28 protein-coding genes are annotated in these 23,922 nt (G+C 67.8%); 15 read left to right on the forward strand and 13 right to left on the reverse strand.

Features of this window, described 5'->3' with window-relative positions; all coding sequences use genetic code 11:
* The first annotated feature begins 159 nt into the window (after positions 1-159).
* The 3 genes from DDT93_RS14685 to DDT93_RS14695 are packed head-to-tail and all read left to right on the forward strand — an operon-like array spanning position 160 to position 3,028.
* Complete coding sequence (locus DDT93_RS14685; RefSeq protein ID WP_109466599.1) at positions 160-1,200, forward strand: TRAP transporter substrate-binding protein; 1,041 nt, start codon at positions 160-162, stop codon at positions 1,198-1,200.
* Positions 1,201-1,221: 21 nt separating this feature from the next.
* Entirely contained in the window at positions 1,222-1,728 is a 507-nt protein-coding gene (locus DDT93_RS14690) for a TRAP transporter small permease (protein WP_109466600.1), read from the forward strand.
* Positions 1,729-1,735: 7 nt separating this feature from the next.
* Entirely contained in the window at positions 1,736-3,028 is a 1,293-nt protein-coding gene (locus DDT93_RS14695; RefSeq protein ID WP_109466601.1) for a TRAP transporter large permease, read from the forward strand.
* Positions 3,029-3,047: 19 nt separating this feature from the next.
* Here DDT93_RS14695 and DDT93_RS14700 read toward each other — a convergent pair whose 3' ends face one another.
* Positions 3,048-3,827 carry a 2-keto-4-pentenoate hydratase gene (locus DDT93_RS14700; RefSeq protein ID WP_109466602.1) on the reverse strand — a complete coding sequence of 260 codons (780 nt, stop codon included), beginning with the start codon at positions 3,825-3,827 and terminating at the stop codon, positions 3,048-3,050.
* A 97-nt stretch (positions 3,828-3,924) separates the two neighbouring features.
* Between DDT93_RS14700 and ilvD the strand changes: the two genes are divergently transcribed.
* The 5 genes from ilvD (at position 3,925) to rimO (ending at position 11,143) form a co-directional block, all read left to right on the forward strand.
* On the forward strand, positions 3,925-5,655 hold the full coding sequence (gene ilvD / locus DDT93_RS14705) for a dihydroxy-acid dehydratase (RefSeq protein ID WP_109466603.1): 1,731 nt from the start codon (positions 3,925-3,927) through the stop codon (positions 5,653-5,655).
* Positions 5,648-6,523, forward strand: a complete 876-nt coding sequence (locus DDT93_RS14710) for an NAD(P)-dependent oxidoreductase (RefSeq protein ID WP_109466604.1) — start codon at positions 5,648-5,650, stop codon at positions 6,521-6,523. Before ilvD ends, DDT93_RS14710 begins: the two co-directional genes overlap by 8 nt.
* 3 nt (positions 6,524-6,526) lie before the next feature.
* Complete coding sequence (locus DDT93_RS14715) at positions 6,527-7,231, forward strand: arylmalonate decarboxylase (RefSeq protein ID WP_109466605.1); 705 nt, start codon at positions 6,527-6,529, stop codon at positions 7,229-7,231.
* Between the two features lie 87 nt (positions 7,232-7,318).
* A complete protein-coding gene (locus tag DDT93_RS14720; protein WP_109466606.1) occupies positions 7,319-9,670 on the forward strand; it encodes a Tex family protein in 2,352 nt (783 codons plus the stop codon).
* An 84-nt stretch (positions 9,671-9,754) separates the two neighbouring features.
* On the forward strand, positions 9,755-11,143 hold the full coding sequence (rimO, locus tag DDT93_RS14725; protein WP_109466607.1) for a 30S ribosomal protein S12 methylthiotransferase RimO: 1,389 nt from the start codon (positions 9,755-9,757) through the stop codon (positions 11,141-11,143).
* A gap of 84 nt (positions 11,144-11,227) precedes the next feature.
* Here the strand turns inward: rimO and DDT93_RS14730 are convergent, their stop codons facing one another.
* The 5 genes from DDT93_RS14730 to DDT93_RS14750 form a co-directional block, all read right to left on the reverse strand.
* Positions 11,228-11,800, reverse strand: coding sequence for a PA14 domain-containing protein (locus DDT93_RS14730; protein ID WP_109466608.1), 573 nt, complete (start codon positions 11,798-11,800; stop codon positions 11,228-11,230).
* A gap of 113 nt (positions 11,801-11,913) precedes the next feature.
* Complete coding sequence (locus tag DDT93_RS14735; protein WP_109466609.1) at positions 11,914-12,774, reverse strand: TauD/TfdA dioxygenase family protein; 861 nt, start codon at positions 12,772-12,774, stop codon at positions 11,914-11,916.
* A 52-nt stretch (positions 12,775-12,826) separates the two neighbouring features.
* Positions 12,827-13,123 (reverse strand): DUF6455 family protein, encoded by a 297-nt coding sequence (locus DDT93_RS14740; RefSeq protein ID WP_198654855.1) that lies wholly within the window; start codon positions 13,121-13,123, stop codon positions 12,827-12,829.
* Positions 13,124-13,125: 2 nt separating this feature from the next.
* On the reverse strand, positions 13,126-13,383 hold the full coding sequence (locus DDT93_RS14745) for a DUF6455 family protein (protein WP_109466610.1): 258 nt from the start codon (positions 13,381-13,383) through the stop codon (positions 13,126-13,128).
* Positions 13,384-13,479: 96 nt separating this feature from the next.
* Complete coding sequence (locus tag DDT93_RS14750; RefSeq protein WP_109466611.1) at positions 13,480-14,178, reverse strand: M48 family metallopeptidase; 699 nt, start codon at positions 14,176-14,178, stop codon at positions 13,480-13,482.
* Positions 14,179-14,304: 126 nt separating this feature from the next.
* Here DDT93_RS14750 and DDT93_RS14755 point away from each other — a divergent pair, with 126 nt between their 5' ends.
* Positions 14,305-14,547 carry a hypothetical protein gene (locus DDT93_RS14755; protein WP_109466612.1) on the forward strand — a complete coding sequence of 81 codons (243 nt, stop codon included), beginning with the start codon at positions 14,305-14,307 and terminating at the stop codon, positions 14,545-14,547.
* On the opposite strand, the gene DDT93_RS14760 is transcribed toward DDT93_RS14755, so the two are convergent.
* Positions 14,520-14,810: a DUF167 domain-containing protein gene (locus tag DDT93_RS14760; protein ID WP_109466613.1), complete on the reverse strand. Its 291-nt coding sequence runs from the start codon at positions 14,808-14,810 to the stop codon at positions 14,520-14,522. The two genes, DDT93_RS14755 and DDT93_RS14760, sit on opposite strands and share 28 nt — an antisense overlap.
* Before the next feature lie 261 nt (positions 14,811-15,071).
* Between DDT93_RS14760 and DDT93_RS14765 the strand changes: the two genes are divergently transcribed.
* Together DDT93_RS14765 and DDT93_RS14770 are read left to right on the forward strand one after the other, a co-directional pair.
* Entirely contained in the window at positions 15,072-15,650 is a 579-nt protein-coding gene (locus tag DDT93_RS14765; RefSeq protein ID WP_109466614.1) for a nitroreductase family protein, read from the forward strand.
* The gene (locus DDT93_RS14770; protein ID WP_109466615.1) at positions 15,647-16,354 is read left to right on the forward strand and encodes an EI24 domain-containing protein; all 708 of its coding nucleotides are present in this window, start codon (positions 15,647-15,649) and stop codon (positions 16,352-16,354) included. The genes DDT93_RS14765 and DDT93_RS14770 overlap by 4 nt, the downstream gene beginning before the upstream one ends.
* A gap of 35 nt (positions 16,355-16,389) precedes the next feature.
* Here the strand turns inward: DDT93_RS14770 and DDT93_RS14775 are convergent, their stop codons facing one another.
* Positions 16,390-17,247, reverse strand: a complete 858-nt coding sequence (locus DDT93_RS14775) for an NmrA family NAD(P)-binding protein (protein ID WP_109466616.1) — start codon at positions 17,245-17,247, stop codon at positions 16,390-16,392.
* 106 nt (positions 17,248-17,353) lie between these two features.
* Between DDT93_RS14775 and DDT93_RS14780 the strand changes: the two genes are divergently transcribed.
* Positions 17,354-17,740, forward strand: a complete 387-nt coding sequence (locus tag DDT93_RS14780) for a winged helix-turn-helix transcriptional regulator (RefSeq protein ID WP_198654856.1) — start codon at positions 17,354-17,356, stop codon at positions 17,738-17,740.
* A 24-nt stretch (positions 17,741-17,764) separates the two neighbouring features.
* Here the strand turns inward: DDT93_RS14780 and DDT93_RS14785 are convergent, their stop codons facing one another.
* Positions 17,765-18,040 (reverse strand): DUF1467 family protein, encoded by a 276-nt coding sequence (locus tag DDT93_RS14785; protein ID WP_109466618.1) that lies wholly within the window; start codon positions 18,038-18,040, stop codon positions 17,765-17,767.
* Positions 18,041-18,054: 14 nt separating this feature from the next.
* Complete coding sequence (gene mce / locus DDT93_RS14790; protein ID WP_109466619.1) at positions 18,055-18,459, reverse strand: methylmalonyl-CoA epimerase; 405 nt, start codon at positions 18,457-18,459, stop codon at positions 18,055-18,057.
* A gap of 187 nt (positions 18,460-18,646) precedes the next feature.
* Between mce and DDT93_RS14795 the strand changes: the two genes are divergently transcribed.
* Complete coding sequence (locus DDT93_RS14795; RefSeq protein ID WP_109466620.1) at positions 18,647-19,360, forward strand: response regulator transcription factor; 714 nt, start codon at positions 18,647-18,649, stop codon at positions 19,358-19,360.
* Position 19,361: 1 nt separating this feature from the next.
* Positions 19,362-19,511, forward strand: coding sequence for a hypothetical protein (locus tag DDT93_RS26535; RefSeq protein ID WP_157960183.1), 150 nt, complete (start codon positions 19,362-19,364; stop codon positions 19,509-19,511).
* Positions 19,512-19,602: 91 nt separating this feature from the next.
* Here the strand turns inward: DDT93_RS26535 and DDT93_RS14800 are convergent, their stop codons facing one another.
* The 3 genes from DDT93_RS14800 to DDT93_RS14810 are packed head-to-tail and all read right to left on the reverse strand — an operon-like array spanning position 19,603 to position 22,995.
* Positions 19,603-20,325 carry a GNAT family N-acetyltransferase gene (locus tag DDT93_RS14800; protein WP_109466621.1) on the reverse strand — a complete coding sequence of 241 codons (723 nt, stop codon included), beginning with the start codon at positions 20,323-20,325 and terminating at the stop codon, positions 19,603-19,605.
* Between the two features lie 51 nt (positions 20,326-20,376).
* The gene (locus tag DDT93_RS14805; RefSeq protein ID WP_109466622.1) at positions 20,377-21,609 is read right to left on the reverse strand and encodes a DUF1501 domain-containing protein; all 1,233 of its coding nucleotides are present in this window, start codon (positions 21,607-21,609) and stop codon (positions 20,377-20,379) included.
* A gap of 9 nt (positions 21,610-21,618) precedes the next feature.
* Positions 21,619-22,995 carry a DUF1800 domain-containing protein gene (locus tag DDT93_RS14810; protein ID WP_109466623.1) on the reverse strand — a complete coding sequence of 459 codons (1,377 nt, stop codon included), beginning with the start codon at positions 22,993-22,995 and terminating at the stop codon, positions 21,619-21,621.
* A 259-nt stretch (positions 22,996-23,254) separates the two neighbouring features.
* Between DDT93_RS14810 and DDT93_RS14815 the strand changes: the two genes are divergently transcribed.
* On the forward strand, positions 23,255-23,887 hold the full coding sequence (locus tag DDT93_RS14815; RefSeq protein ID WP_109466624.1) for an MT-A70 family methyltransferase: 633 nt from the start codon (positions 23,255-23,257) through the stop codon (positions 23,885-23,887).
* Positions 23,888-23,922: the final 35 nt, after the last annotated feature.

Raw genomic sequence — 23,922 nt, forward strand, 5'->3', positions numbered from 1 at the left:
GCAAGATCAGCCGAGAGCGAAGGCGCCGGAAAGAGCCCGAAAACATGGGTCGCAAAGGCGAGCGTGAAACGTACAAATTACTTTAAGCTTGAAAAACTCTGTACTACGCTCGGCCACAACAACAGCAACAAAGCGCCAGCAACCCAACGGGAGAACAAAATGCTGAAAACCCTCAAGGCAACCATCGCGGCCGTCGTCGCATCGGCGGGTCTCGCCGCGGGCGCGGCCTCGGCCGAAACCGTGCTGACCTATTCCTCCTGGATCCCCTGGACCCACCCGGTGAACCTCGCCGTCTACATCCCGTGGATGGAAGCCGTCGAAGAAGCCAGCGAAGGCCGGATCAAGTTCAACCGCCTGCCCAAGGCCGTCGCCTCCCCGCCGGCGACCTACGACGCCATCCGCACCGGCCAGGCCGACGTATCGTTCTCGGTCCACGGCTACGCGCGCAAGCAGTTCGCCTCCTATCTCTTTGCCGAACTGCCGATGCTGGGCGACAGCGCAGAGACCACCTCGATCGCGCTGCAGCGCACCCATGACAAGTTCATGGCCGACAAGGACCTCTACAAGGGCGTTCACCTTGTCGGGATGCTGATGCACGGCCCGGGCCAGGTGAACCACACCAAGAAGATCATCCAGACCCCGGCCGACATGGAAGGCCAGAAGATGCGGACCGGCGGCCCGATCCCGACCGCGATCACCGAAGCCTGGGGCGGCGTCTCGATCCAGCAGCCCTCGTCCAAGTCCTACGAGATCCTCTCGTCGGGCATCGCCGATGGCATCATGTTCCCCTTCGAGAGCGTGACCAGCTTCAACCTGACCGACATCGTCCCCTACACCACCACCCTGCCGGGCGGCTGGTACTCCTCGAGCCACTTCCTGCTGATGAACCAGGCGGCCTATGACAAGCTGCCCGACGAGGACAAGGCGATCATCGACAAGTTCTCGGGCGAAGCCTTTGCCAAGCTGGCCGGCCAGGGTTGGGACAAGATCAACGCCAAGGGTCTGGAAGACATCCTCGCCAACGGCAACACTGTCGAGGAAGCCTCGCCGGAGCTGATCGCGGCTGTCGAAGAGCTGAAGAAGGGCTTCCTGGAAGAGTACTATGCCGCCGCTGCCGAAGACGGCATCGATGGCAAGGCCGTCATGGAGTACTTCAACGCCGAAGTCGCCAAGCTGGACGCCGAAAAGGCGTCTAACTGATCCGGCGGCAGGAGCGAGACATTGGATCTTCAGCCAGCCAAAGAGACCGCGGAGGACATCCGCGGTCTCACCCCGATCAGCAAGTTCCTTGGCCTGATCGCCTGCTTTCTCCTGTTCTGCATGATGATGGTGACCTTCGTCGACGTGGTCGGGCGCTACCTGTTCTCAAGTCCGCTCCCCGCCGCCTACGAACTCGTCATGCTGATGATGCCCACCCTGATCTTCTGCGCCCTGCCGCTGTCGGTGCTGCGCGAAGGCCATGTCACCGTGGACCTGCTGGACAGTTTCGTTCCCGCATCGCTCGCGAAGTTGCAGGCCGTCCTGATCAACATCTTCTGCGCCGCCTCGATGGCTCTGATCACGTGGCGTCTCGGGGTTCGCTCGATGGACCAGTACACCTTTGAAGAGGTGACCGATGTAATGATCATTCCGCTCTGGCCCGTCAGCGCCTCGATGACCGTCCTCAGCGCCGTCGCCACCATCGCCTTCCTGGCGAATGTCTGGCAGTCCGCGACCCGCCGTTCGTGAGTATCCAATGACCGAAGCGCTTATCGGCCTTGCCGCCCTCCTTATCCTTGCCTTCATGCGGATTCCGATCGCCTTTGTCATGGCCGCGATCGGTTTCATCGGCATGGCCTACGTCAACAACCCGATCGCCGCGCTGTACAATGTCGGGCAGACCACCTTTGACGCGGCGCTGAATTACGAGCTGTCGGTGGTGCCGCTGTTCGTGCTGATGGGCAACTTCGTTGCCCGCGCACAGCTGGCCGCGCAGCTCTACAACGCCTCCAACGCCTTTCTCGGCCACCGCAAGGGCGGGCTCGCCATGGCGACGGTCGTCGCCTGCGGCGGCTTCAGCGCGATCTGCGGCTCGTCGCTGGCCACCGCCGCGACCATGTCCAAGGTCGCCATGCCCTCGATGCGGCGCTACGGCTATGCCGACACGCTGGCCACCGGCTCCATCGCCGCGGGCGGCACGCTCGGCATCCTGATCCCGCCCTCCGTGCTGCTGGTGATCTACGGCATCCTGACCCAGCAGAGCATCGGCAAGCTGTTCGCCGCGGGCATCCTGCCGGGCCTGATCGGCGTGCTGTTCTACCTTTTCGCCGTGCGCTACGTCACCTGGCGCCGTCCCCAGGACGGCCCCGCCGGTGAGCGCATGAGCTGGCCCGAGCGGTTCCGCACCCTGTCGTCCGTCTGGGGCGTGCTGCTGCTGTTCGTCATCGTCATGGGCGGCATCTACGGCGGCGTCTTCAGCCCGACCGAGGCCGCAGGCATCGGGGCCTTCGGCGCCTTCGTCTTTGCACTGGTGCGCGGGGCGCTGACCTGGAAGGTCTTCATCGAGATCATGGAAGAGAGCGTCGCGACCACCGCCATGCTGTTCACCGTGCTGATCGGGGCGCTGCTGTTCGCGAACTTCATCAACCTGACGGACTTCCCGCAGGCGCTGGTGCGCATTGCCAGCCTGTTCGAAGATACGCCGTGGATGGTGATCGTCGCGATCCTGGTGATCTACATCCTGCTCGGCTGCGTGTTCGAGAGCATGTCCATGATCCTGCTGACCGTGCCGATCTTCTTCCCGCTGGTCGACCACCTGGGCTACGACCCGATCTGGTTCGGCATCGTCTGCGTGGTGGTGACCGAGATCAGCCTGATCACCCCGCCGGTGGGCCTGAACGTCTTTGTCCTGCGCGGCGTGCTGCCGGATGTGACCACCGGCACGATCTTCAAGGGCGTGACGCCCTTCTGGGTGGCGGACATCTTCCGCCTTGCCGTGATCGTGCTGGTGCCCTGGGTCTCCCTGTGGCTGGCGGGCTATGTTTCCTGAGCCCGCCGCCGGGTCATGTTCAGCTGAGCGAGAAGGACACCGCGCCAAGCCCGCTCATCTGAACATCGACCCGGGAATTCTCGGGCTTGAGCGTCATCAGAGGCAGGTGGGTGCCGCACATGATCACCATGCCGGGCTCGGCCTTGAGCCCGTGCGCGGCAAGGTGGTTCAGCAGCCAGGCGACCGCGTCCAGCGGATGCTGGGGCGCGGTGTTCACCGTGTCGCCCACGCGGGCGCCGTCGATGTCCAGCGTCACCTGCATGCTGGCAAGGTCGAGGTCGCCCGGCGCGATGCTCTCGGGGCCGAGCACGATGCCCGCGTTGAAGACGTTGAGCGCGATGGCCTGCGCCAGCTCAAGGGCCGGTACGGCGTAGCCGCGCTGGTCGATCAGTTCGATGGCCGGGTGGAACCGGTCGATGGCCGCGAGCGCCCCGGCGCGGTCCACGGTGCCGAAGAGCGCGCTGACGCCCTCGCCCAGCACTGCCGCGATTTCGGGCTCGATGCTGACCGCGTCGTAATCCGCCTTGGGCAGCGCCACACCGCTGTCGTGGACCTCGCCCGCGAAAATCCGCGCCGCCGCCGGGGCGTCCACCCCGAAATGCTTCTGCTGCGGCGCGCCGTTCACCGCCAGCTTGTACCCAGCGACCGGCTTGCCGACCGCGGCGACATAGGCGTCCTGAAAGGCATAGGCCTCGTCGAAGGGCGCGCCGCCAAGTCCCTGCGGCAGCTCGTAGACGGAAACGGAAGCCCGCGCCTCGGCGACGGCTTTGGCGGCGGTATCAAAAGTGCTGGTAGTCATGACAGGTCCTGTGCAGTTTGCGCGCACTGTGACCTGCCGGCGGCCGGATTTCCAGATTGAACATGTCAGTACACTTGTCACAAGGCGGAGGACCCAGATGACAGACGCCCCTACCCCCCCGAAGAAGCTGCGTTCCCGCGTGACGGTCGACGGGCTCGACCGGGTCCCCCACCGCGCGTTCTATCGCGGCCTCGGCCTTGACGACGAGGCGATGTCGCGCCCGATGATCGGCGTGGTCAGCACCCACGGCGAAACCTCTCCCTGCAACGCCAACCTCGGCGATCAGGCGGCGCATGCCTATCGCGGCGTGCAGGAAGCCGGTGGCACCCCGCGCGAGTTCACGACGATCAGTGTCTCGGACGGGTTCTCGATGAACCACCAGGGCATGAAGAATTCGCTGATGTCGCGCGACCTGATCGCGGATTCTGTCGAGCTGGTGATGCGCGGCCATGCCTATGACGGCCTTGTCGGCTATGGCGGCTGCGACAAGAACCTTCCCGCGCTGATCATGGCCATGGTGCGCTGCAACGCGCCGTCGGTCTTCGTGTTCGGCGGCTCCACCCTGCCGGGGATGTACAAGGGCAAGACCGTGTCGATCCTTGATACCTACGAGGGCGCGGGCGCGGTCATGGCCGGGACCATGACGCAGGAAGACCTCGACGGGATGGAACGCGCGGCGATGCCGACCGTGGGCGCCTGCCCGGGCCAGTTCACCGCCAACACCATGGGCATGGTCTCGGAAGTGCTCGGGATCGCGCCGCTGGGCAGCGCCACCATGCCTGCCGTCTACGCCGAGCGCCGCGCGCTGGGGGAAAAGGCCGGGCGGCTGGTGATGGATATCCTCAAGCGCGGCGGCCCCCTGCCCCGCGACCTGATCACCCGCAAGAGCCTCGAGAACGCCTGTGCCATCGTCGCGGCAACCGGCGGCTCGACCAATGCCGGGATGCATATCTCGGCCATCGCGCATGAGGCGGGCATCTCGTTCACCATGGATGACGTGGGCGCGGTCTTCGAGCGCACGCCACTGATCGGCAACCTGCGGCCCGGCGGCGCCTATTATGCGCTGGACGTGCATCGCCTTGGCGGTGTGCCGATCATCATCAAGGAACTGATCCGCTCGGGTCACATGCATGGCGATACGCTCACCCTGACCGGCCAGACGCTGGCCGAGGCGGTGGCCGACGCGCCCGCGCCCGATGGCGAGATCATCCGCCCGGTCGAGAACGCCATCGACACCTCGGGCGGGGTGATCGTGCTGAAAGGCAACCTCGCGCCCGAGGGGGCCTTTATCAAGGTGGCGGGCCTGAAAGTGCGCGTGCACGAGGGCCCGGCCCGCGTGTTCGAGAGCGAGGAGGATTGCATGGCCGCCGTCCGCAAGCGCGACTACAAGGAGGGCGAGGTCATCATCATCCGCAACGAGGGCCCCGCAGGCGGCCCGGGGATGCGCGAGATGCTGGGGCCCACCGCCGTGATCTACGGTCAGGGCATGGGCGAAAAGGTCGCGTTGGTGACCGACGGGCGCTTCTCCGGGGCGACGCGGGGCATGTGCATCGGCTATCTCTCGCCCGAGGCGCACAACGGCGGGCCGCTGGGTCTGGTCGAGAACGGCGACATAATCCGCATCGACACCAATGCCGCCCGCGCCATCGACCTGCTGGTGGACGACGCGACGCTGGAGGCACGGCGCAAGGCGCTGGCCGCCCGCCCGCCACGCCGACTGGCTGGCGCGCACGAAAAATACGCCGCGCAGGTGAAGAGCGCCTATTACGGCGCGGTGACCCACTCCGGTGCGGTGGACTGGCCGATGGATGGACTGGACAATGAGTAAACCGAAACTGGGATATCTCGGCACCGGCCTGATGGGCCTGCCGATGGTGCTGAACCTGCTGAAAGCGGGCTATGACGTGGTGGTGTGGAACCGCACCGCCAGCAAGGCGGATGCCGCCGTGGCGGCGGGGGCGACGCTGGCCGATAGCCCGGCGGATTTGGCCGCCAAATGCGACGTGGTGATGGCCTGCCTCACCAACGCTGCGGCGGTCGAGGCGGTGTTGTTCGGCGAGAACGGGGTGGCCTCGGTCAAGGGGCCCGCGCTGTTCGTCGACTTCTCGTCGATGGACCCGGAACTGACCAAGACCTATGGCGCGCGGCTGCGCGCAGCCAACGGCATGGGCTGGATCGATGCGCCGGTGTCGGGCGGCACCCCCGCCGCCGAGGCCGGGACGCTGACCATCATGGCGGGCGGCACGGAGGCGGATTTCGCCGTGGCCGAGCCGCTGATGGCGCCGATTGCCCAGCGGGTCACGCTGATGGGGCCTGCGGGCGCGGGGCAGATGACCAAGCTGGTCAACCAGATCATCGCGGGCTGCACCATGACCATCGTGGCCGAGGCGGTGAACTTTGCCAAGAAGACCGGCGTGGATGCCACCCGCCTGACCGAGGCGCTGGCCGGGGGCTTTGCCGATTCCAAGCCCTTCCAGATCTTCGGGCCGCGCATGGCGAAGGAGACCTTCGAGAACCCGCTCGGCACCGTCGCGATGATGCTGAAGGACCTCGACACCATCGCCGCCGTGGGCGCGGGCAAGGCGGCCACCCCGATGACCGAGGCGGCCCGTTCGATCATGCGCGAGAGCGTGAACCGGGGCCGGGGCGAGGCGGATATCTCCACCCTCGTCACCACGATCTCCGAGGACAGCTGAACCATGACCCGCATCGGCATGATCGTTCCGCCCGCCGCCGGGCATGTTCCGCCGGAGCCGCCGGAGCTTTACCCCGATCTCGACTTCATCGCCGAGGGCATGGCCCTGCCCCGGCTGACGCCCGAAGGCTATGACAGCGTGATCGACCGTGCCGCCGAACTGGCGGCGCGACTGAAGGAGCGCGGGGCCGAGGCGGTGTCGATGATGGGCACCTCGCTGAGCTTCTATCGCGGTCCGGAGGGCAATGCCGAGGTGCTGGAGGCGATGGGCGCGGCGACGGGCCTGCCGGTCACCACGATGACCGACTCGGTGCTGGAGGCGCTGGCCGCCTTCGGGGCACGGACGGTGGCGGTTGCGACAGCCTATACCGATGCAGTGAACCAGCCGCTGAAGGACTACCTTGCCGCCAGCGACTTTCAGGTCGCCGGGCTGGAGGCGCTGCACCTGACCGGCGTTGCCGAGATTCAGGCCACCACCGAGGAGCAACTCCTCGACCTCGGGGCGCGGGCCATTGCCGCCGCGCCGGGGGCCGAGGCGCTGCTGATCTCCTGCGGCGGGCTGAAGACGATCAACGTCTGTCCGGCGCTGGAGGATCGTTTTGGCCTGCCGGTGATTTCCAGCGCCACCGCCGGGGCATGGGGCGCGGTCCGGCTGACCGGTCATACCGGGAAATCCGCAGGCCACGGGCGGCTCTTCGAGCTCGGGTAACCAAGTCTTTGCCGACGCTGGCGCGAGCCCCTTGGCGGGGTTCGCGCGGCGCGCTATCACGGGCCTCCCGAAGATCAGGAGACCGCCTTGGACATCACCGCCGACCGCATCGCCCGGACCATCGCCACCGAGATCGCCGCGACCTCCAAGCAGGTGACCTCTGCCGTCGCGCTGCTGGATGAGGGCGCCACCGTTCCCTTCATCGCGCGCTACCGTAAAGAGGTGACCGGCGGGCTGGACGACACCCAGCTGCGGACGCTGGCGGACCGGCTGGCCTACCTGCGCGAGCTGGAACAGCGGCGCGCCTCGATCCTCTCGTCGATCAAGGAACAGGGCAAGCTGACCGACGAGCTGGCCAAGGCCATCGCGGGCGCCGAGACCAAGGCGACGCTGGAAGACATCTACCTGCCCTACAAGCCCAAGCGCCGCACCAAGGCGATGATCGCGCGGGAAAACGGGCTGGAGCCGCTGCTGGAGGCGATCCTCGCGGATCGGTCCAAGGCGCCCGACGTGCTGGCCGAGGGATTCGTCACCGAGGCGGTGCCGACGACCAAGGCCGCGCTGGAAGGTGCGCGCGACATCCTCGCCGAGGGGCTGACGGAGAAGGCCGGACTGCTGGGCAAACTGCGCGATTTCATGCGGGCCGAAGCCTTCATTAGCGCCAAGGTGATCCCCGGCAAGGAAGAGGCCGGGGCCAAGTTCTCGGACTACTTCGACCACCGCGAGAAATGGGGCGACATCGCCTCGCACCGGGCCTTGGCCATCCTGCGCGCCTCGAAGGAAGAGATCGTGACCATCGAGATCGCGCCCGACCCGGAGACGGGGGCCGACCGCGCGATCACCATGGTGGCCGCCGAGATCGGCGTGGCAGGCGACGGGCCGGGCGACACCTGGCTGCGCGACGCGGCGCGCTGGACATGGCGGGTCAAGCTGAGCCTGTCGATGTACCTCGACCTGCTGGGCGAATTGCGTCAGCGCGCGCATGAAGAGGCGATCACCGTTTTCGCCCGCAATCTCAAGGACCTGCTGCTGGCCGCCCCCGCCGGGACCAAGGCGACGCTGGGGCTGGACCCGGGCATCCGGACCGGCGTGAAGGCCGCCGTGGTCGATGCCACCGGCAAGCTGCTGGCGACCGAGACGCTTTACCCGTTCCAACCCAAGAACGACATTCGCGGCGCGCAGGCGAGCATCGTCGAGCTGGTCAAGCGCCACGGCGTCGAACTGATCGCCATCGGCAACGGCACCGCGAGCCGCGAGACGGAACGGCTGGTGGCCGAAACGTTGAAGCTGCTGCCCGCCTCCGTCAAGCAGCCGACCAAGGTGGTGGTGTCCGAGGCCGGGGCCTCGGTCTATTCCGCCTCGGAACTGGCAGCGCGCGAGTTTCCCGATCTCGACGTGTCCCTGCGCGGTGCGGTCTCGATCGCCCGGCGCCTACAGGACCCGCTGGCGGAGCTGGTGAAGATCACCCCGCAGTCCATCGGCGTCGGCCAGTACCAGCATGACGTGGACCAGCGCCGCCTGAGCCAGGCGCTGGAGGCCGTGGTGGAGGATGCGGTGAACGCCGTGGGCGTGGACCTCAACACCGCCTCCGCCCCCCTGCTCGCCCATGTGGCGGGCCTCGGGCAGTCGCTGGCGCAGACCATCGTGGTGCATCGCGATGCCAACGGCGCCTTTCCCTCGCGCAAGTCGCTGCTGAAGGTCGCGGGCCTCGGCCCCAAGGCGTTCGAGCAATGCGCGGGCTTCCTGCGCATCCGTGACGGCGAGGAGCCGCTGGATGCCTCCTCGGTTCACCCCGAGGCCTATGGCGTCGCGCGGCGGATCGTGTCGGCCTGCGGGCGCGACCTGCGCGCGATCATGGGCGACGGCAGCGCGCTGAAGACGCTGCGCGCCGAGGATTTCGTGGACGAGACCTTTGGTCTGCCGACGGTGCGCGACATCCTGAGCGAACTCGAGAAACCGGGCCGCGACCCGCGCCCGAGCTTCAAGACGGCGAGCTTTGCCGACGGGGTGGAAGACATCAAGGACCTGAAACCCGGCATGTCGCTGGAGGGCACGGTGACCAACGTGGCCGCCTTTGGCGCCTTCGTGGACATCGGGGTGCACCAGGACGGGCTGGTGCATATCAGCCAGCTGGCCGACAAGTTCGTCAAGGACCCGCACGAGGTGGTCAAGGCCGGTGACGTGGTCAAGGTCCGCGTGACCGAGGTGGACGTGGCGCGCAAGCGCATCGGCCTGACCATGCGCAAGGATGGTGGTGCGGCCACTGGCGGCGGGCGCGAGCGTGACGAGCGCGGCAAGGGCAATGCCAGCGCCCCGCGCCGCGACGGTGGCAAGCCGCAGCGCGGCGGCTACGCGGGCCCGGCCAAGGGTGGCGCCCGGTCCGACGCGCCCGGCGCCCTCGGCTCGGCGCTGATGGACGCCTTCAAGAACAAGAAGTGACGCTGCGCGGCGCGCCGCCCGGTGTGGTGCGCCCGCCTCTCAAAGCCTTTGCACCTTGGCGCGCGCGGCCCTATATGCGGGCGAATGAGCACCAACCCGCCCGATCTGCGCCCCGACCTCGCCCCGCGTGCGAAGTTTGGCGATGCCCCCCGCCCCGGCCAGCCGACAATCGGCATGGTTTCCCTCGGCTGTCCCAAGGCGCTGGTCGACAGCGAGCGCATCCTGACCCGTCTGCGGGCCGAAGGGTACGGCATCTCGCCCGACTACTCGGGCGCCGACGCGGTGATCGTGAACACCTGCGGCTTCCTCGACTCGGCCAAGGCCGAGAGCCTCGAGGCCATCGGTGAGGCGCTGAAGGAGAACGGCCGGGTGATCGTCACCGGCTGCCTCGGCGCCGAGCCCGAGTACATCACCGGCGCGCACCCCAAGGTGCTGGCGGTGACCGGCCCGCACCAGTACGAGCAGGTGCTGGACGCCGTGCACGTGGCCGTGCCGCCCGATCCGGACCCGTTCATCGACCTGCTGCCAGCCTCCGGCGTGTCGCTGACCCCGCGCCACTACAGCTACCTGAAGATCTCGGAGGGCTGTAACCACAAATGTAAGTTTTGCATAATCCCCGACATGCGCGGCAAGCTGGCCTCGCGCCCGGCCCATGCCATCCTGCGGGAGGCGGAAAAGCTTGTGGATAACGGTGTGCGTGAATTGCTGGTTATCTCTCAGGATACCAGTGCTTACGGGCTGGACCGTAAGTACGACACGAACCCGTGGAAAAGTGCCGAGGTGCGCAGCCATATCCTCGACCTCTCGCGCGAGCTGGGCAAGCTCGGCGCGTGGACAAGGTTGCATTATGTCTATCCCTACCCCCATGTGCGCGACCTGATCCCGCTGATGGCGGACCCGGAAAACGGCGTGCTGCCCTATCTCGACATCCCCTTCCAGCACGCCCACCCCGACGTGCTGAAGCGCATGGCCCGCCCCGCCGCCGGTTCGAAGACGCTGGAAGAAATTGCCGCCTGGCGCGCGATCTGCCCCGAGATCACCCTGCGCTCGACCTTCATCGTCGGCTACCCCGGCGAGACCGAAGCCGAGTTCCAGACCCTGCTGGACTGGATGGACGAGGCGCAGCTCGACCGGGTCGGATGCTTCAAGTACGAGAACGTCGACGGCGCGCGCTCAAACGCCCTGCCCGACCATGTTCCCGAAGAGGTCAAGCAGGAGCGCTGGGACCGCTTCATGGAAAAGGCACAGGCGATCTCCGAGGCCAAGCTGGCCGCCAAGGTCGGCAAGCGCCTCGAGGTGATCGTGGACGAGGTCGACGAGGACGCCGCCACCTGCCGCACCTGGGCCGACGCGCCCGAGATCGACGGCAACCTCTTCATCGACGAGGGCTTCGAGGAGCTGAAACCCGGCGACGTGCTGACGGTCGAGGTGGACGAGGCCGGGGAATACGACCTGTGGGGCCGGATCGTCTGACCGGCTCTTCTTTGGGTTTCCAAGTATCCCGGGGAGTCTGAGGGGCAGCGCCCCTCAGTCCCGCATCCGCAGCCTGCGCAACGCTTACTTCCGTCCGAAAACCTCATCCGGCGTCCAGGTGCGCTTGCCGTCCAGCGGGCCCCATTTCATGTGCAGGCAGGAGGTGCCGAGGCGCTGGAAATAGAGGATGTCGACCGGGTACCAGCCGGGCTCGGGCACGCTGACCTCGATCACCCGGGTCGAACCGCAGGCCTGCCGTCCGTCGAAGTGCCCGACCCGTTGTCCGCCGATGCGCGCGTCGAGGCCGTCGTTGGTCAGGAACTCGATGTCATAGGACCCGGCGGCGTCGAACTTCACGTAGCCGGTGATACGGGCCGCCACGTTCTCGACCCGGTCCGAGGTCAGGGTCACCTGCCCGGGGCTCGTATCGGAATAGTCGAGCCCGGTCAGGGGTTTGCCTGCCTTCGGGGCGGCGTTCAGGGCGGCGGTCGCGTCGGCGAGGCTCTTGATGTCGGACCCGGGGTAGGCATAGGTCACCGACAGGCCGGATGACAGCCCGCCCGGCTGCGGCGAGGCCGGGGTGAGCGGCAGCGGATCGGCGGCGGCGGCGCTGGCGGCCAGCGTCAGAGTGGCAAGGAAGGCGGCAATTCGAGTCATCGGTCGGCTCCGGCAGGCAGCTCCGGACGTCCTGTCCGGCCCGGCGAGCCTAGACCGGCAGGGCCGCTCCAGACAAGCGCCGCGTGCCCTGCCCGGTCCGGGGACGGATCCCCTCAGGCAGCCTCGGGCGCCCAGGCCGGGAGACCCTCGTTCCAGAAGGCGATGCGCCGCATCTCGCGACGGTGGCCGTGGTAGTCGTTGATGGCATAGTGCTGGGTCGCGTAGTTGTCCCAGACCACGATCATGTCCTTCTCCCAGCGGATCCGCAGGCTGTGCTCCGGCAGGGTGCAATGGGCGAAGAGCTCCTGCAGGATCGGCCGGCTCATCTCCTCGCTCAGCCCGTCGAGGCGCAGCGCGTAGGTCGGGTTGATGTAGAGCCCCTTGCGGCCGGTGACCGGGTGGGTCAGCACCGCCGGATGCATCCGCTCGCGGTCGGCGTCCGGGTCGCCGCGCTTGGTCGAGCCCTTCATCGCCTGCTCTTCCAGCGGTGGTGCCCACTTGATGCCATAGGGCTTGCCCACGTGGGCGACGCGGCGGCCGTCGAGCAAATCCTTCAGGGCAGGCGCGAGCGAGTCCCACGCAGCCTGTTGCGAGCAGTACATGGTGTCGCCGCCATAGGGCGGCACCTCGAGCGAACAGAGCACCGATCCGCCCGGCGGCTGGTCGAGGAAGCTGAGATCGGTGTGCCAGCCGCCGCCGAAGACGCCGGTGCGCTCGTGCGCCTCCTTCACGATGTAGGTCATTTCGGGGTGCGCCTCGGGGCCCGGGGCATAGGGGTTCACCGCCGGGCGGCCGAACACGCGGGTCAGCGCATAATGCTGGTCCTCCGAGATCGCCTGATTTTTCAGCACGATCACCAGATGATCGGCCAGTGCCTGCCGCAGGAAGGAGGCGACCTCGTCGGTGATCGGTGCGGCGAGGTCCACGCCGGTGATCTCGGCCCCGAACAGGCCGGTGATGGGATGGGTTTGCATGTGAGAGCCTCCGCGCGGTTTGCGGCGAAGGTTCCAGCCCGGGGCCGGGCTGTCAATCCGTTGCCGCGCGCGGTTCGGCCTGCCTGTTCGCGGCCTGCGTCCGGCCCAGCGCCATCAGGAAGACCCGGTTGCGGCAGGGCTCCGGCGGGTCCGCGCGATGCGGATGGCGGTCCAGCCAGTCGGCACAGCCCTCGGCCCAGGCGCAGCCCCGGCAGGAGCGGACCAGATCGCACCAGCCCTGCTGGCTGATCGCACCCGAGTCGTAGGCCGCGGCGAGGTTCACCCCGGCGGCCTGACCCATGCGCATCACCAGCCTGACGTGCCGCCCGGTCTCGCCCAGCAGCTGCATGGTCAGGCCCTCAGGCGCATCAGCAGGTCACGGTTGCGGCAGTAGGAGGGCGTCTGCTCGGCCGGCGTGCCGTGCAGCGCGAGCCAGCCGGCGCAATGGCCCGGATCGGAACAGTCGGTGCACCGCAGCACAGCGTCGGCCAGTTCGTCCATCCGCATGGTCCCGGCGACCAGAACGGCCTCTTCCAGGTCAACGCCCACGGTCGTTGCCATCCGGTCCAGCAGGTCGGCATGCCGCCGCAGCTTGGCTTGTTCGATCATCTCGCAGGTTCCCCGCTTGCTATCGCCCCTCTCGGATCACGATAGCGTGGCGGAGCGCCCGCGGCCTTGATTCAGGTCAAGCGGACAGGGACCCGCTCAGAAGCCCAGCCGCCGTGCCGTCCGCTTGACCGTGGCGATGCGCTCGGCGTTGGGCGGATGGGTCCCGAGGAAGCGGTCGCCCGGGTCGGGAATGCGGGTGAAGTAATTCGCGCCGATCAGGGGATTGAAGCCCGCGCGATAGGCGATGATGGTGCCGAGTTCGTCGGCTTCCAGCTCGAATTCCTTGGAGTAGGTCCGCGCGCCGACCGCCGCGCCCAGCTTCTGGGCATTGGCGACGTCCGCCTCGGTGCCGCCGGTGAGCGTGGCAAGACCGGCGAAGACCACGGCGCCCGCCTCGGCGTTGCGCCGCTGGCGCGCGAGGTGGTCGCGGATGTGGTGCGCGGCCTCGTGGCTCAGGACGAAGGCCAGTTCGTCGGCGTTCTCCGTCCCGGTGATCAGGGCGAGCGTGAAGGTGATGACCGGCCGACCGTTCTCGTCGAGGCTCTGGTAGGCGTTCTCGGGTGCGGACCGGCGCTTGTCCAGCTGGATCAGGAAGTCGCAGTTCAGCTGCGGCGCGTCCTTGCGGCATTCCTGTTCGGCCACCGGTTCGACCCGCCCGACGACCTCGGAAAAGTTCCGCATCGCCTCCTGCGTCGAAAGCCGCCCGTCGTCGCCGTAGCCGACACCCGATCCGACATCGCAGGCCGAGAGCACGGTGAAGAGACACAGGGCCGACAGCATTGAAATGGCGCGCATCGGTACTCCTTCTCACCCTAGTCGCCCGGGCAACCTAGCACAGGGAGATCTTCCTGCCAGCCCAAACGCATGGCCCGTGTCGAAGCGACGCTTGCAATGGCCACGGAGCGACGGCAGACTCGAGGAATGTTTACCATCGAGCACGAGTTCGACTCGACCGTCATCACCCTTGTCGACGAGGGCGCGTCGCCGCTGCAGGAAGACGTGGTGATCAACAGCTTTGCCGAGTGCGTGACGCTCGAGCAGTACGATGCGCGCACCGACACGATGATGCGGATCACCCTCTCGCCCGAGCAGCTGCGCGACCTCGGCGCCGCGCTGGACCTGCCCGAAGGGGTCTATCAAATCCGCGAAGTTCCGCCGGAATAGACGAAGACCTTGTCGCGCGAGGTCTGTCCCCGCACCAGTTCGAGATGGCTGGGCGCCACGCCCATTGCCGTTGCCAGCAACGCCTGCACCGCCGCATTGGCCCGGCCGTTCTCGGGCGCGGCGGTGACCGTCACCCGCAAGGCGCCGTCCCGGCGCTCCATGCCGTTGCGCGCGGCCTTGGGCGTGACGCGCAGCGCGATCTGCGTCCCCGGCACGGCGAGGTCGGTGAGATCCGGCAGATCCCTGGGTTTCGGCTTGGCCATGCTGGCGGCTCCATGCGCTCTGGTTCCCTCTTGTCGCCGCTGGTGGCGCGCATGGAAAGGGCCAAGGCACGCCACCAGTTCCGCGCCCGTTGCGGGCCGCGCGCTGCGAGGGGCCAGCCCCTCGCGCTCCCCGGGATACTTGCAACCCAAAGAAGGCCGGGAATGGGGTGGTGCAATCCGGCGGCAAGAAAGCTAAGCCTGCCGCTTGAAACGCCATTGCGTGACGCCAACATAGTAGCCGGATGTAAAAAGGTTTTACATATGCCCGAAAAGAACAGCGCCGCCCTCGATTTCCTGCTGACCCGCCGCTCGCGACCGGCCAAGACGCTCGCCGAACCGGTGCCCGGACGTGAAGAGCTGATGACCCTGCTCACCGCCGCCGGACGCAGCCCGGATCACGGCAAGCTGGAGCCCTGGCGCTTTATCGTGCTGGAGAAGGGGGCGATGCCGCGGCTGGCCGAGCTGGCCGGGGCGCGCGCCGCGGCGGAGGGGCGGGCCCCCGAGGACATCGAGAAGGCGCGCAACCAGTTCGACCAGGGCAACCTTGCCGTGGTGGTCGTCGAGATCCAGAAGGAGTCGGACAAGATCCCGGCGCTGGAGATGACCTATTCAGCCGGGGCGGTGTGCCTTGCCCTGCTGAACGCCGCGCTGGCGGCCGGATGGGGCGCCAACTGGCTTTCGGGCTGGGCCAGCCACGATGCCGCCTTCTGCCGCGAGGGGCTCGGGCTGGACGAGAACGAGCGGGTGGCGGGGATCATCCACATCGGGACCGAGCGGGCCGCGCCGCCCGACCGTCCGCGCCCCGACATCGCAACCCTGACCACCTGGGTGGCATCGTGATCGTTCACGCCTTCTTCCTCGCCCTCGGCCAGATCGGCGACCGGCGTTTTCGCAAGGTCCTGCTGCTGGGCGTCGGGCTGACGCTGGCGCTGCTGATCGCGACGACCGCCGGGTTTGTCTGGCTGATCGAGACGCTTGCGGGCGATACCGTCTGGCTGCCGGTGCTGGGTGACGTGACCTGGGTGGGCGATCTGCTGAGCGTCGGGTCGGTGCTGCTGATGCTGGTGCTCTCGGTGTTCCTGATGATCCCGGTCGCCTCGGCGATCACCTCGATGTTCCTCGACGAGGTGGCGCAGGCGGTGGAGGACAGGCACTACCCGATGCTCCCCCCGGCGATGCAGGTCTCCTTCGGGGATGCGCTGAAGGATACGGTCAACTTCCTCGGCGTGCTGATTGCCGCCAACCTCGGCGCCTTGGTGGTCTACCTGATCCTGACGCCGGTGCTGCCCTTCGCCGGGCCGATCATCTTCTACGGGATGAACGGCTACCTGCTGGGCCGGGAATACTTCACGCTTGCCGCCATGCGGCGGGTCGGGCGGGACGGGGCGCGCGAGTTGCGCCAGCGCCATTCGCGGACCATCTGGGCGGCCGGGGTGCTGATGGCGCTGCCGCTGTCGATCCCGCTCCTGAACCTGGTGATCCCGATCCTCGGGGCGGCGACCTTCACCCATATCTACCATATGCTCGGCGACCGCCGTGCATAGGGACGGCGCCGGGGGAGACCCCCGGCGCCCCGGTCTCAGCCCGCGAGGGCGGATTTGACCATTTCGGACATCGGCGTCGTCGGACGCCCGATCAGAGCCGAGAGCGCGTGGCTGTCATCGAAGAGACCGCCGCGCGAGGCGCCCACGTCGGAATCGGCGAGGATCTCGGCGAAGGGGCCCGGCAGGCCGAAGCCCTTGAGCGCCTCGGCATAGGCGGCCTGGGGCATGTCCTGATAGGTCACCGGCTTGCCCGACTGGCGCGCGATCTCGGCGGCGAGGTCAGCCAGGGTGAAGGCCGTGTCGCCCGCCAGTTCATAGGTCTTGCCCGCATGGGCCGCCGGATCGGCCAGCACGGCCGCTGCCGCCGCCGCGTAATCGGCCCGCGCCGCTGCGGCGATGCGCCCCTCGCCCGCAGCCCCGATCACCGCGCCATGCTCGGCGGCGGTGGGAACCGACCCCGCATAGTTCTCGGAGTACCAGCCATTGCGCAGCAGGACGTGGTCCAGCCCGGAGGCAGCCAGCGCGGCCTCGGTCGCGCGGTGTTCCTCGGCGAGCGCCAGCGGCGAGCTGTCGGCGTGCAGGATGCTGGTATAGGCGACGAGCCCGACCCCGGCGGCGGCTGCGGCGTCGATCACCGCCTGATGCTGCGGCGCGCGCTGGCCCACCTCGGAGGAGGAGATCAGCAGCAGGGTGTCCACGCCCTCGAGCGCCGGGAACAGGGTCTCGGGCTGTGCATAGTCGGCCTGGCGCAGGGTGACCCCCATGGCCGCGAGATCGGCGGCCTTGGCCGGGTCGCGCACCAGCGCGGCGACCGAGGCGGCGGGCACCTTTTCGAGCAGGGCGTCGATGACGAGGCGGCCAAGCTGGCCGGTGGCTCCGGTTACGGCAATCATGAAGCAATCCTTTCGATGTTTTGCGTTCCGATTGACCATATGGCCCCTTGCAAACTTTTCGTAAGTACGTACATTTTTGTTAGTTTTGAGAAATCGGAGAGATGTCGTGGATCAGCCGCCGAAACTGTCGGAACTGGTGTCGCGCGGGCAGCTGCTGGCCGCCGAGTGCCCCTCGCGCGATGTGCTGCGGCACGTGACCAGCCGCTGGGGCGTGCTGGTGTTCATGGTGCTGGCCGACGGCACCCACCGCTTCAGCGAGCTGCGCGGCAAGATCGGCGGTGTCAGCGAACGGATGCTGGCGCAGACCCTGAAGGCGCTGGAAGCAGACGGCTTCGTGCGGCGGGTGTCGCACCCGGTGGTTCCGCCGCACGTGGAATACTCGCTGACCCCGCTGGGCGAGGAACTGGCGCCCATGGTCACCACCCTCGCCGACTGGATCGAGACCAAGTTCCCCTTCATCCAGGCCGGGATGGCGGCTGAACCGGCGGAGTGACGACGGGGTGACCGCGCCGGGGCGCTAGTTGCCGGTTCCCATCTGGTGGAACCAGTCGAGATCGCGCACCGTGATCCATTCCGAGAGGATCACCGTGGCGATGATGCCCCAGATCACCAGCGCGACGCCGGTGGTGATCAGCGCCTTTTTCTTCAGATGATGGTTCTCCGGCGCGCCTGCGTGGGTGCCTGGCACGACGGACCCCTTGTCGCCCTGCGTCTCGACCCGGATCGGCAGCGCCACGAAGAAGGTCAGGAACCAGATGATGACGTAGAGCACGATGCCCGAAACGACGCCCATGCCAGCCTCCCCGGTCAGACCTGCTCGAGTTCGATGAGGGTGCCGTTGAAGTCCTTGGGATGCAGGAACAGCACCGGCTTGCCGTGGGCGCCGATCTTGGGCTCGCCCGAACCGAGCACGCGGGCCCCGGTGCCCTTCAGGTGATCGCGCGCGGCGAGGATGTCCTCGACCTCGTAACAGACGTGGTGGATGCCGCCCGAGGGGTTCTTGTCGAGGAAGCCCTGGATCGGAGAGTTCTCGCCCAGCGGGTAGAGCAGCTCGATCTTGGTGTTCGGCAGCTCGATGAAAACCACGGTCACGCCGTGGTCGGGTTCGTCCTGCGGTGCGCCGACCGAGGCGCCGAGGGCGCTGCGATACTGCTCGGACGCGGCCTCGAGATCCGGCACGGCAATGGCGACATGGTTCAAACGGCCGATCATCTGGGCTCTCCTCCCCGGTGGGTCTGTCATGACAGGTTGTCTGGGTTATGGGGCCCGGCCCGCGCGAGGGCAAGGGGACGAATGGGCGCGGGCGGGGTGCGAGCGCTCACATCGTCCGGGGGCCGCCATTAACGCCACGTTAGCCAGCGTGACCTAGCCTTTTCCCATGAGCGGAAAGGATGATCTCATGGACGATTCGGAACAGCTCGCCACCCCCCACCCCCCTGCCCAGCCGCAGCGGCCCCTGCTGGGCCTGACCATCCTCGTGGTCGAGGACAGCCGCTATGCCAGCGAGGCGATGCGCCTGCTCTGCCTGCGCAGCGGCGCGCGGATCCGGCGCGCGGATTGCCTGCGCTCGGCGCGGCGCCACCTGCAGGTCTATCGCCCCACCGCCATCATCATCGACCTCGGCCTGCCCGACGGTTCGGGGCTGGACCTGATCCGCGAGCTGCACCACTCGATGCCGCGGATCGGCATCATCCTCGCCACCTCCGCCGATGACCTCGCGGGCCCGGCGCTGGAAGCCGGGGCCGACGGGTTCCTGTCCAAGCCCTACCAGTCGCTGTCGGGGTTCCAGTCCGAGATCATCGCCCGCCTGCCGCCGGACCGCCGCCCGACCGAGCTGCGCCCGATCACGACCGAGCAGGTCCTGCCCGATCACATGGCGCTGATGGACGATCTGGAGCTTGCCGCCAGCGGTCTGACCAGCCCCGGCGAGGGCGCGACGCTCGACTACCTGGCCCAGTTCATCGGGGCGCTGGCGCGCAGCGCGCACGACAGTGACCTCGCCAGTGCGGCGGACCGCCTTGCCCGTGCCTGCGCCTCCGGCCATCCGGAGGCAGACGCCGCCCGGGTTGCCGGTCTGGTGCAGGACCGCATCCAGCAGAAAAGGGCCATCTGAGATGATCGCCACCTTTCTGATCACGCTGCTCACCCTGCTGATCGCTCTCTTCGTGCAGGCGCGCAAGGCCGCGCGCGAGGCGCGGCGCTGTCAGCATCCCCCTGCCCCGGTTCCCGCACTGGGACCGTCGCGGAGGCTGTTGCGGTTCTGAAATGCTACGCGCGGAAAAGGGGCACCAGCGAACGGGCCGAACCATGGCGCCGCTTGAGGCAGAACGCCCCGTGCGCCGCCGGTGCCTTGGCTCAGAGGCTCGGGTCGGAGGCGACCCGCACCGGGGCGGTCAGGTCCTTGAGCGCGATGCGCTGGGTCCCGTCGGATTCGAAATTGGCCGGGTCCAGCCATTGCTCGAAGGCCCCGCGCAGAGTGGTCCAGTCCTTGTCGGTGATCGCGAACCACGCGGTATCGCGGTTGCGGCCCTTCACCACGACCGCCTGCCGGAAGATGCCCTCGTAGCTGAACCCAAGCCGCTGCGCCGCGCGGCGCGACATGTGGTTCAGCGCGTCGCATTTCCACTCGTAGCGGCGATAGCCCGCGTCGAAGGCCCAGCGCATCATCAGGTACATCGCCTCGGTCGCCGCGCGGGTCCGCTGGAGCCTTGGTGCGTAGTTGATATGCCCGACCTCGATGCTCCCGGCCGCCGGGGTCACCCGCAGGTAGGACGCGACGCCGCCGAGCGCGCCGGTCTCCAGGTCGCGGATCGCATAGAACAGCGGATCAGGCTGGCCCTGCATCCCCGCCATCCAGTCGCGATAGCTGTCAGTCGTCTCGAAAGGTCCGTAGGGCATGTAATCCCAGACCCAGTCCTGCCCGGCATAGGCCGGAAACAGCGCCTCGGCATGGGCGGCGGCCTCCAGCGGCTCAAGCCGCGTGTAACGGCCTTCCAGCACCTCGCCGGTGGGGGCCTGCGGAGGGGTCCAGCCGGGAACGAGGGGACCAACGGGGCGGGAGGGATCACGGTCTGTCATGGGCCTGACCTTATGCGTAATCGCGCCGCTGGCAAGCCTCGGCGTCGGGGCCTAGAGCAGCAGACCCGGATCGCCGCCAAGCTCCAGCCCGGGAAAGACCACCTGTTCCAGCGCGGCGCGGTCGAGCCCGGCCATCGCCCGCATCATCCAGGCCGCCGGGGCGCGCACGTCGCGCGTGGGCATCAGGTCGCGCCGCTGGTACAGGCTGGCCTCGTCGAGGCCCGGCCAGTCGCCATAGACCCGGCCGCCGCGCAGCGCCCCGCCCGCCATCACCATCACGCCGCCGGTCCCGTGGTCGGTGCCGCCGGTCCCGTTCACCCGCGCGGTCCGACCGAATTCGGTCATCGCCACCACTGCCGTCTTTTGCCAGACCTCGGGGCCGACGCCGTTCTGCAGGGTCAGGATGGTGTCCGACAGCCGCCCCAGCGCCGGGCGAATGGCGCGGTCCTGCCGGCTGTGCGTATCCCAGCCGTTGATCGAGAAGGAGATGACCCGCGTGTCGCCGCGCAGCTGTTCGGCGGCGAACTGGGCAACCTTGACATGCGCGCCGCCAGCCGGGGCGCGGGCGTTCATCGCGGTGCCGCCCATCATTTCCCCTGCCCCGTCCTCGTCCGCCATGCCGAGCCCGGCCGCGCCATCGCCCGAGAGCAGCATCGCCTCGGAGAGCGCGGCATGGAACGCCGGGTCTTCCTCCATCACCATTTCCGCGAGCCGCACGGCCTGCGGCGACAGCGCGAGGTTGGCATCCGGCGACCAGTCCGACTTGGGCGCGGGCCCGCTCAGCACCTTCATCTCGCCATAGCCGATGGCAAAGGCGGTGCGCGCCTCGACGCCGGGCACCCGCGTCAGCATCCGGTTGAGCCATCCGTCGTGGCCCCCGCTGCGCCCGTCGGTCCCCGCCTCGAGAATGTCCTGCCCGTCGAAGTGGCTGCGCTTGTCGCGGTAGGGGGTCGAGACGGCGTTGAAGAAGCCAAGCTGCTGGCTCTGCCAGAGCGGCATCAGCGGTTCCAGCGCCGGGTGCAGGGCGAAGTACCCGTCGAGATCCAGCGCCCCGCTCTCCGGTCCGCCACCGATCGCGCCGCGCAGGGCGGCATAGGAGGGATCGCCATAGGGCCGGACCACGTCGAGCCCGTCCATCGCGCCGCGCAGGATGATCACCACGAGGCGCGTGTCCCAGGGCGCGGCCGCATAGCTCACCGGGGTCAGCAGCGGGCTCGCGGCGAGGGAACATCCGAGCAGCGCGGAGCGGGAGAGGAAGGCGCGCCGGGACAAGACTGGGGGCATGACGGGCTCCTATCGGCGTTGAAAGGCAGGGGAGGCGAGGATCAGCCCGATGGCGTCGGACTTGCTTTCGGCCGCGCGGGCGGCAAAGTGCACCGGCTCGGTCGCGTAAGGGCCGAGCACCTGATCGACGAAGGCGGTCGGCTCGGGCAGGTCGGGCCGCAGGGTTCGCGGTGCCGAGACGGCCCAGCGCAACCGGGTGGCCACCCCCTGCGGCGTCAGCCATGCCTCGTCGTGTTCCGACCAGCCGTCCGGCCCCACCGGGCGCTGCCACGGCTGGCCCATCAGTTTCAATGGCTGCACCAGCGTGCGCCGCAGGTCGTTGTAGGGCAGCTGCGCCGCATGGTCGGGATCAACCGCCAGCGCGCGCCAGGCCGAGGCGATGAAATCGACCGGGGGCTTGATGTTCACGCGCGGCTCCTGCCAGGCGGCAGGGTGGTCCAGCAGGGCGGCATAGACCTGCATCAGGTCGCCGGCGGTGTCGGCGTAGCGCGCGGCGAGGTGATCGACCAGCTCGTCCGGCGGCGTATCCGCGACGAAATGCACAGCCAGCTTGCGCGCGATGTGGCGCGCCGTCGCCGGATGGACCGCAAGGTCGTGCAGCGCGTCGATGATCGGCTCCACCCGCGCCGGGTTGCCGCCATAGCTCTTGCCCAGCAGGGTCTCGGCCCCCGGTTCGGCCTGGGCCGCGCGGAACACGAAGCCCTTGGCGGGGCTGAAGCCCATGCCGGTGAACAGCTCGGCCAGCTGGCGCACGTCATCCTGCGCATATGGCCCGCCCACGCCCAGCGTATGCAGTTCCATCACTTCGCGGGCGAGGTTCTCGTTCAGACCGAGGCCGCCGCCCTTTTGCAGCGCCGCCTTGCTATCGGGCCCAACCGAGCGGTCCTGGTCGAGGTAGTGCAGCATCAGCGGGTGCGTCGTTACCGCGACCAGCATGTGGCCGAAACGCCCGGTGATCCGGGGCCGGATCGCGTCCTCGATGTAGGGCGTCGTCGCCGTGCCCATGACGTTGTTCTTGCCGTAGGCGGTGAAGTGATCGCTCCAGAACGCGACCAGCCTCTCACGGAAGGGGGTGGTGCTGTAGGTGCAGCGCAGCAGCGTGTTGACGCTGAACTGCATGTCGGTCTGCCGGGCGCGGTCCTTGGCCTGCTGGAAGGCCGCGCGCTTGTCCTTGTCCTGCCGGTCCTTGTTGAAGGCGCGCTGCAACTTGCGGGCCTCGAAGAGGTAGTCGCGGTAGCTGTCGAAGGTGCCGATGGGAAACCGGGCCGCCATGTCGTCGGCATCTGCCAGCCCGTCGAGCATGTCGCCCGCAGAGCGCGGCGGGGTCACCACCGGGGACAGTCCACAGCCAAAGCGGGTTTCCGCAAGCTCGGGAGAGAACACCACCTGAACACCTCTTTCCCTGATCACCTGCCCGCAGGATATCAACGGGCGAAGGCACTTACATTCGCCTTCGGTCCTTGAACGCATCACTTTTGTCTGTCCGTCCCTGCGTCGGCGGATCGGCGCGCGATTAGGGTTTGAGAAACCGCCGCCGTTCTACTATTGTTCCACCTCGGGCTGGCCGATGTTCCGCCCCGGCAAAGACGTGGCGGCAGGAAACTGGCGCGTGACAGAACGGGAAAGGCCGCGCTATATGTTGGATATGTCAGATTCACCCGCACAAGACCTGTCGCGCTTTCTCGGGAAGGACCGGTTCGCCACCGTCATGGCCGATCCGCCCTGGCGGTTCACCAACCGTACCGGCAAGGTCGCGCCCGAGCACAAACGCCTCGCGCGCTATCCGACGATGACGCTGGAGGAAATTTGTGCGCTTCCCGTCGCCGACCACCTGGAAGAGCGGGCGCACTGCTACATGTGGGTTCCCAACGCGCTGCTGCCCGAGGGGCTTCAAGTGCTGTCGTCCTGGGGATTCGAGTACAAGTCGAACATCATCTGGCACAAGGTCCGCAAGGATGGCGGCAGCGACGGGCGCGGCGTGGGCTTCTACTTTCGCAACGTGACCGAGATCCTGCTGTTCGGCACCCGGGGCAAGAACGCCCGCACGCTCGACGCCGGACGGCGTCAGGTCAACATGATCCAGTCGCGCAAGCGCGAGCATTCGCGCAAGCCCGATGAACAGTACGAGTTGATCGAGAGCTGTTCCTGGGGCCCCTACCTTGAAATGTTCGGGCGCGGCGTGCGGCAGGGCTGGACCGTCTGGGGCAACCAGGCCGACGCGGACTACAAGCCCAGCTGGAAGACCTACTCCTACAATTCCGGCGTCGCCGCGGAATAGCGGAAACCATTTTCCGGCCTGTTGCGTTTGCTCCC

The organism is Albibacillus kandeliae (genome assembly GCF_003116585.1).
GTDB classification, from domain to species: domain Bacteria; phylum Pseudomonadota; class Alphaproteobacteria; order Rhodobacterales; family Rhodobacteraceae; genus Albibacillus; species Albibacillus kandeliae.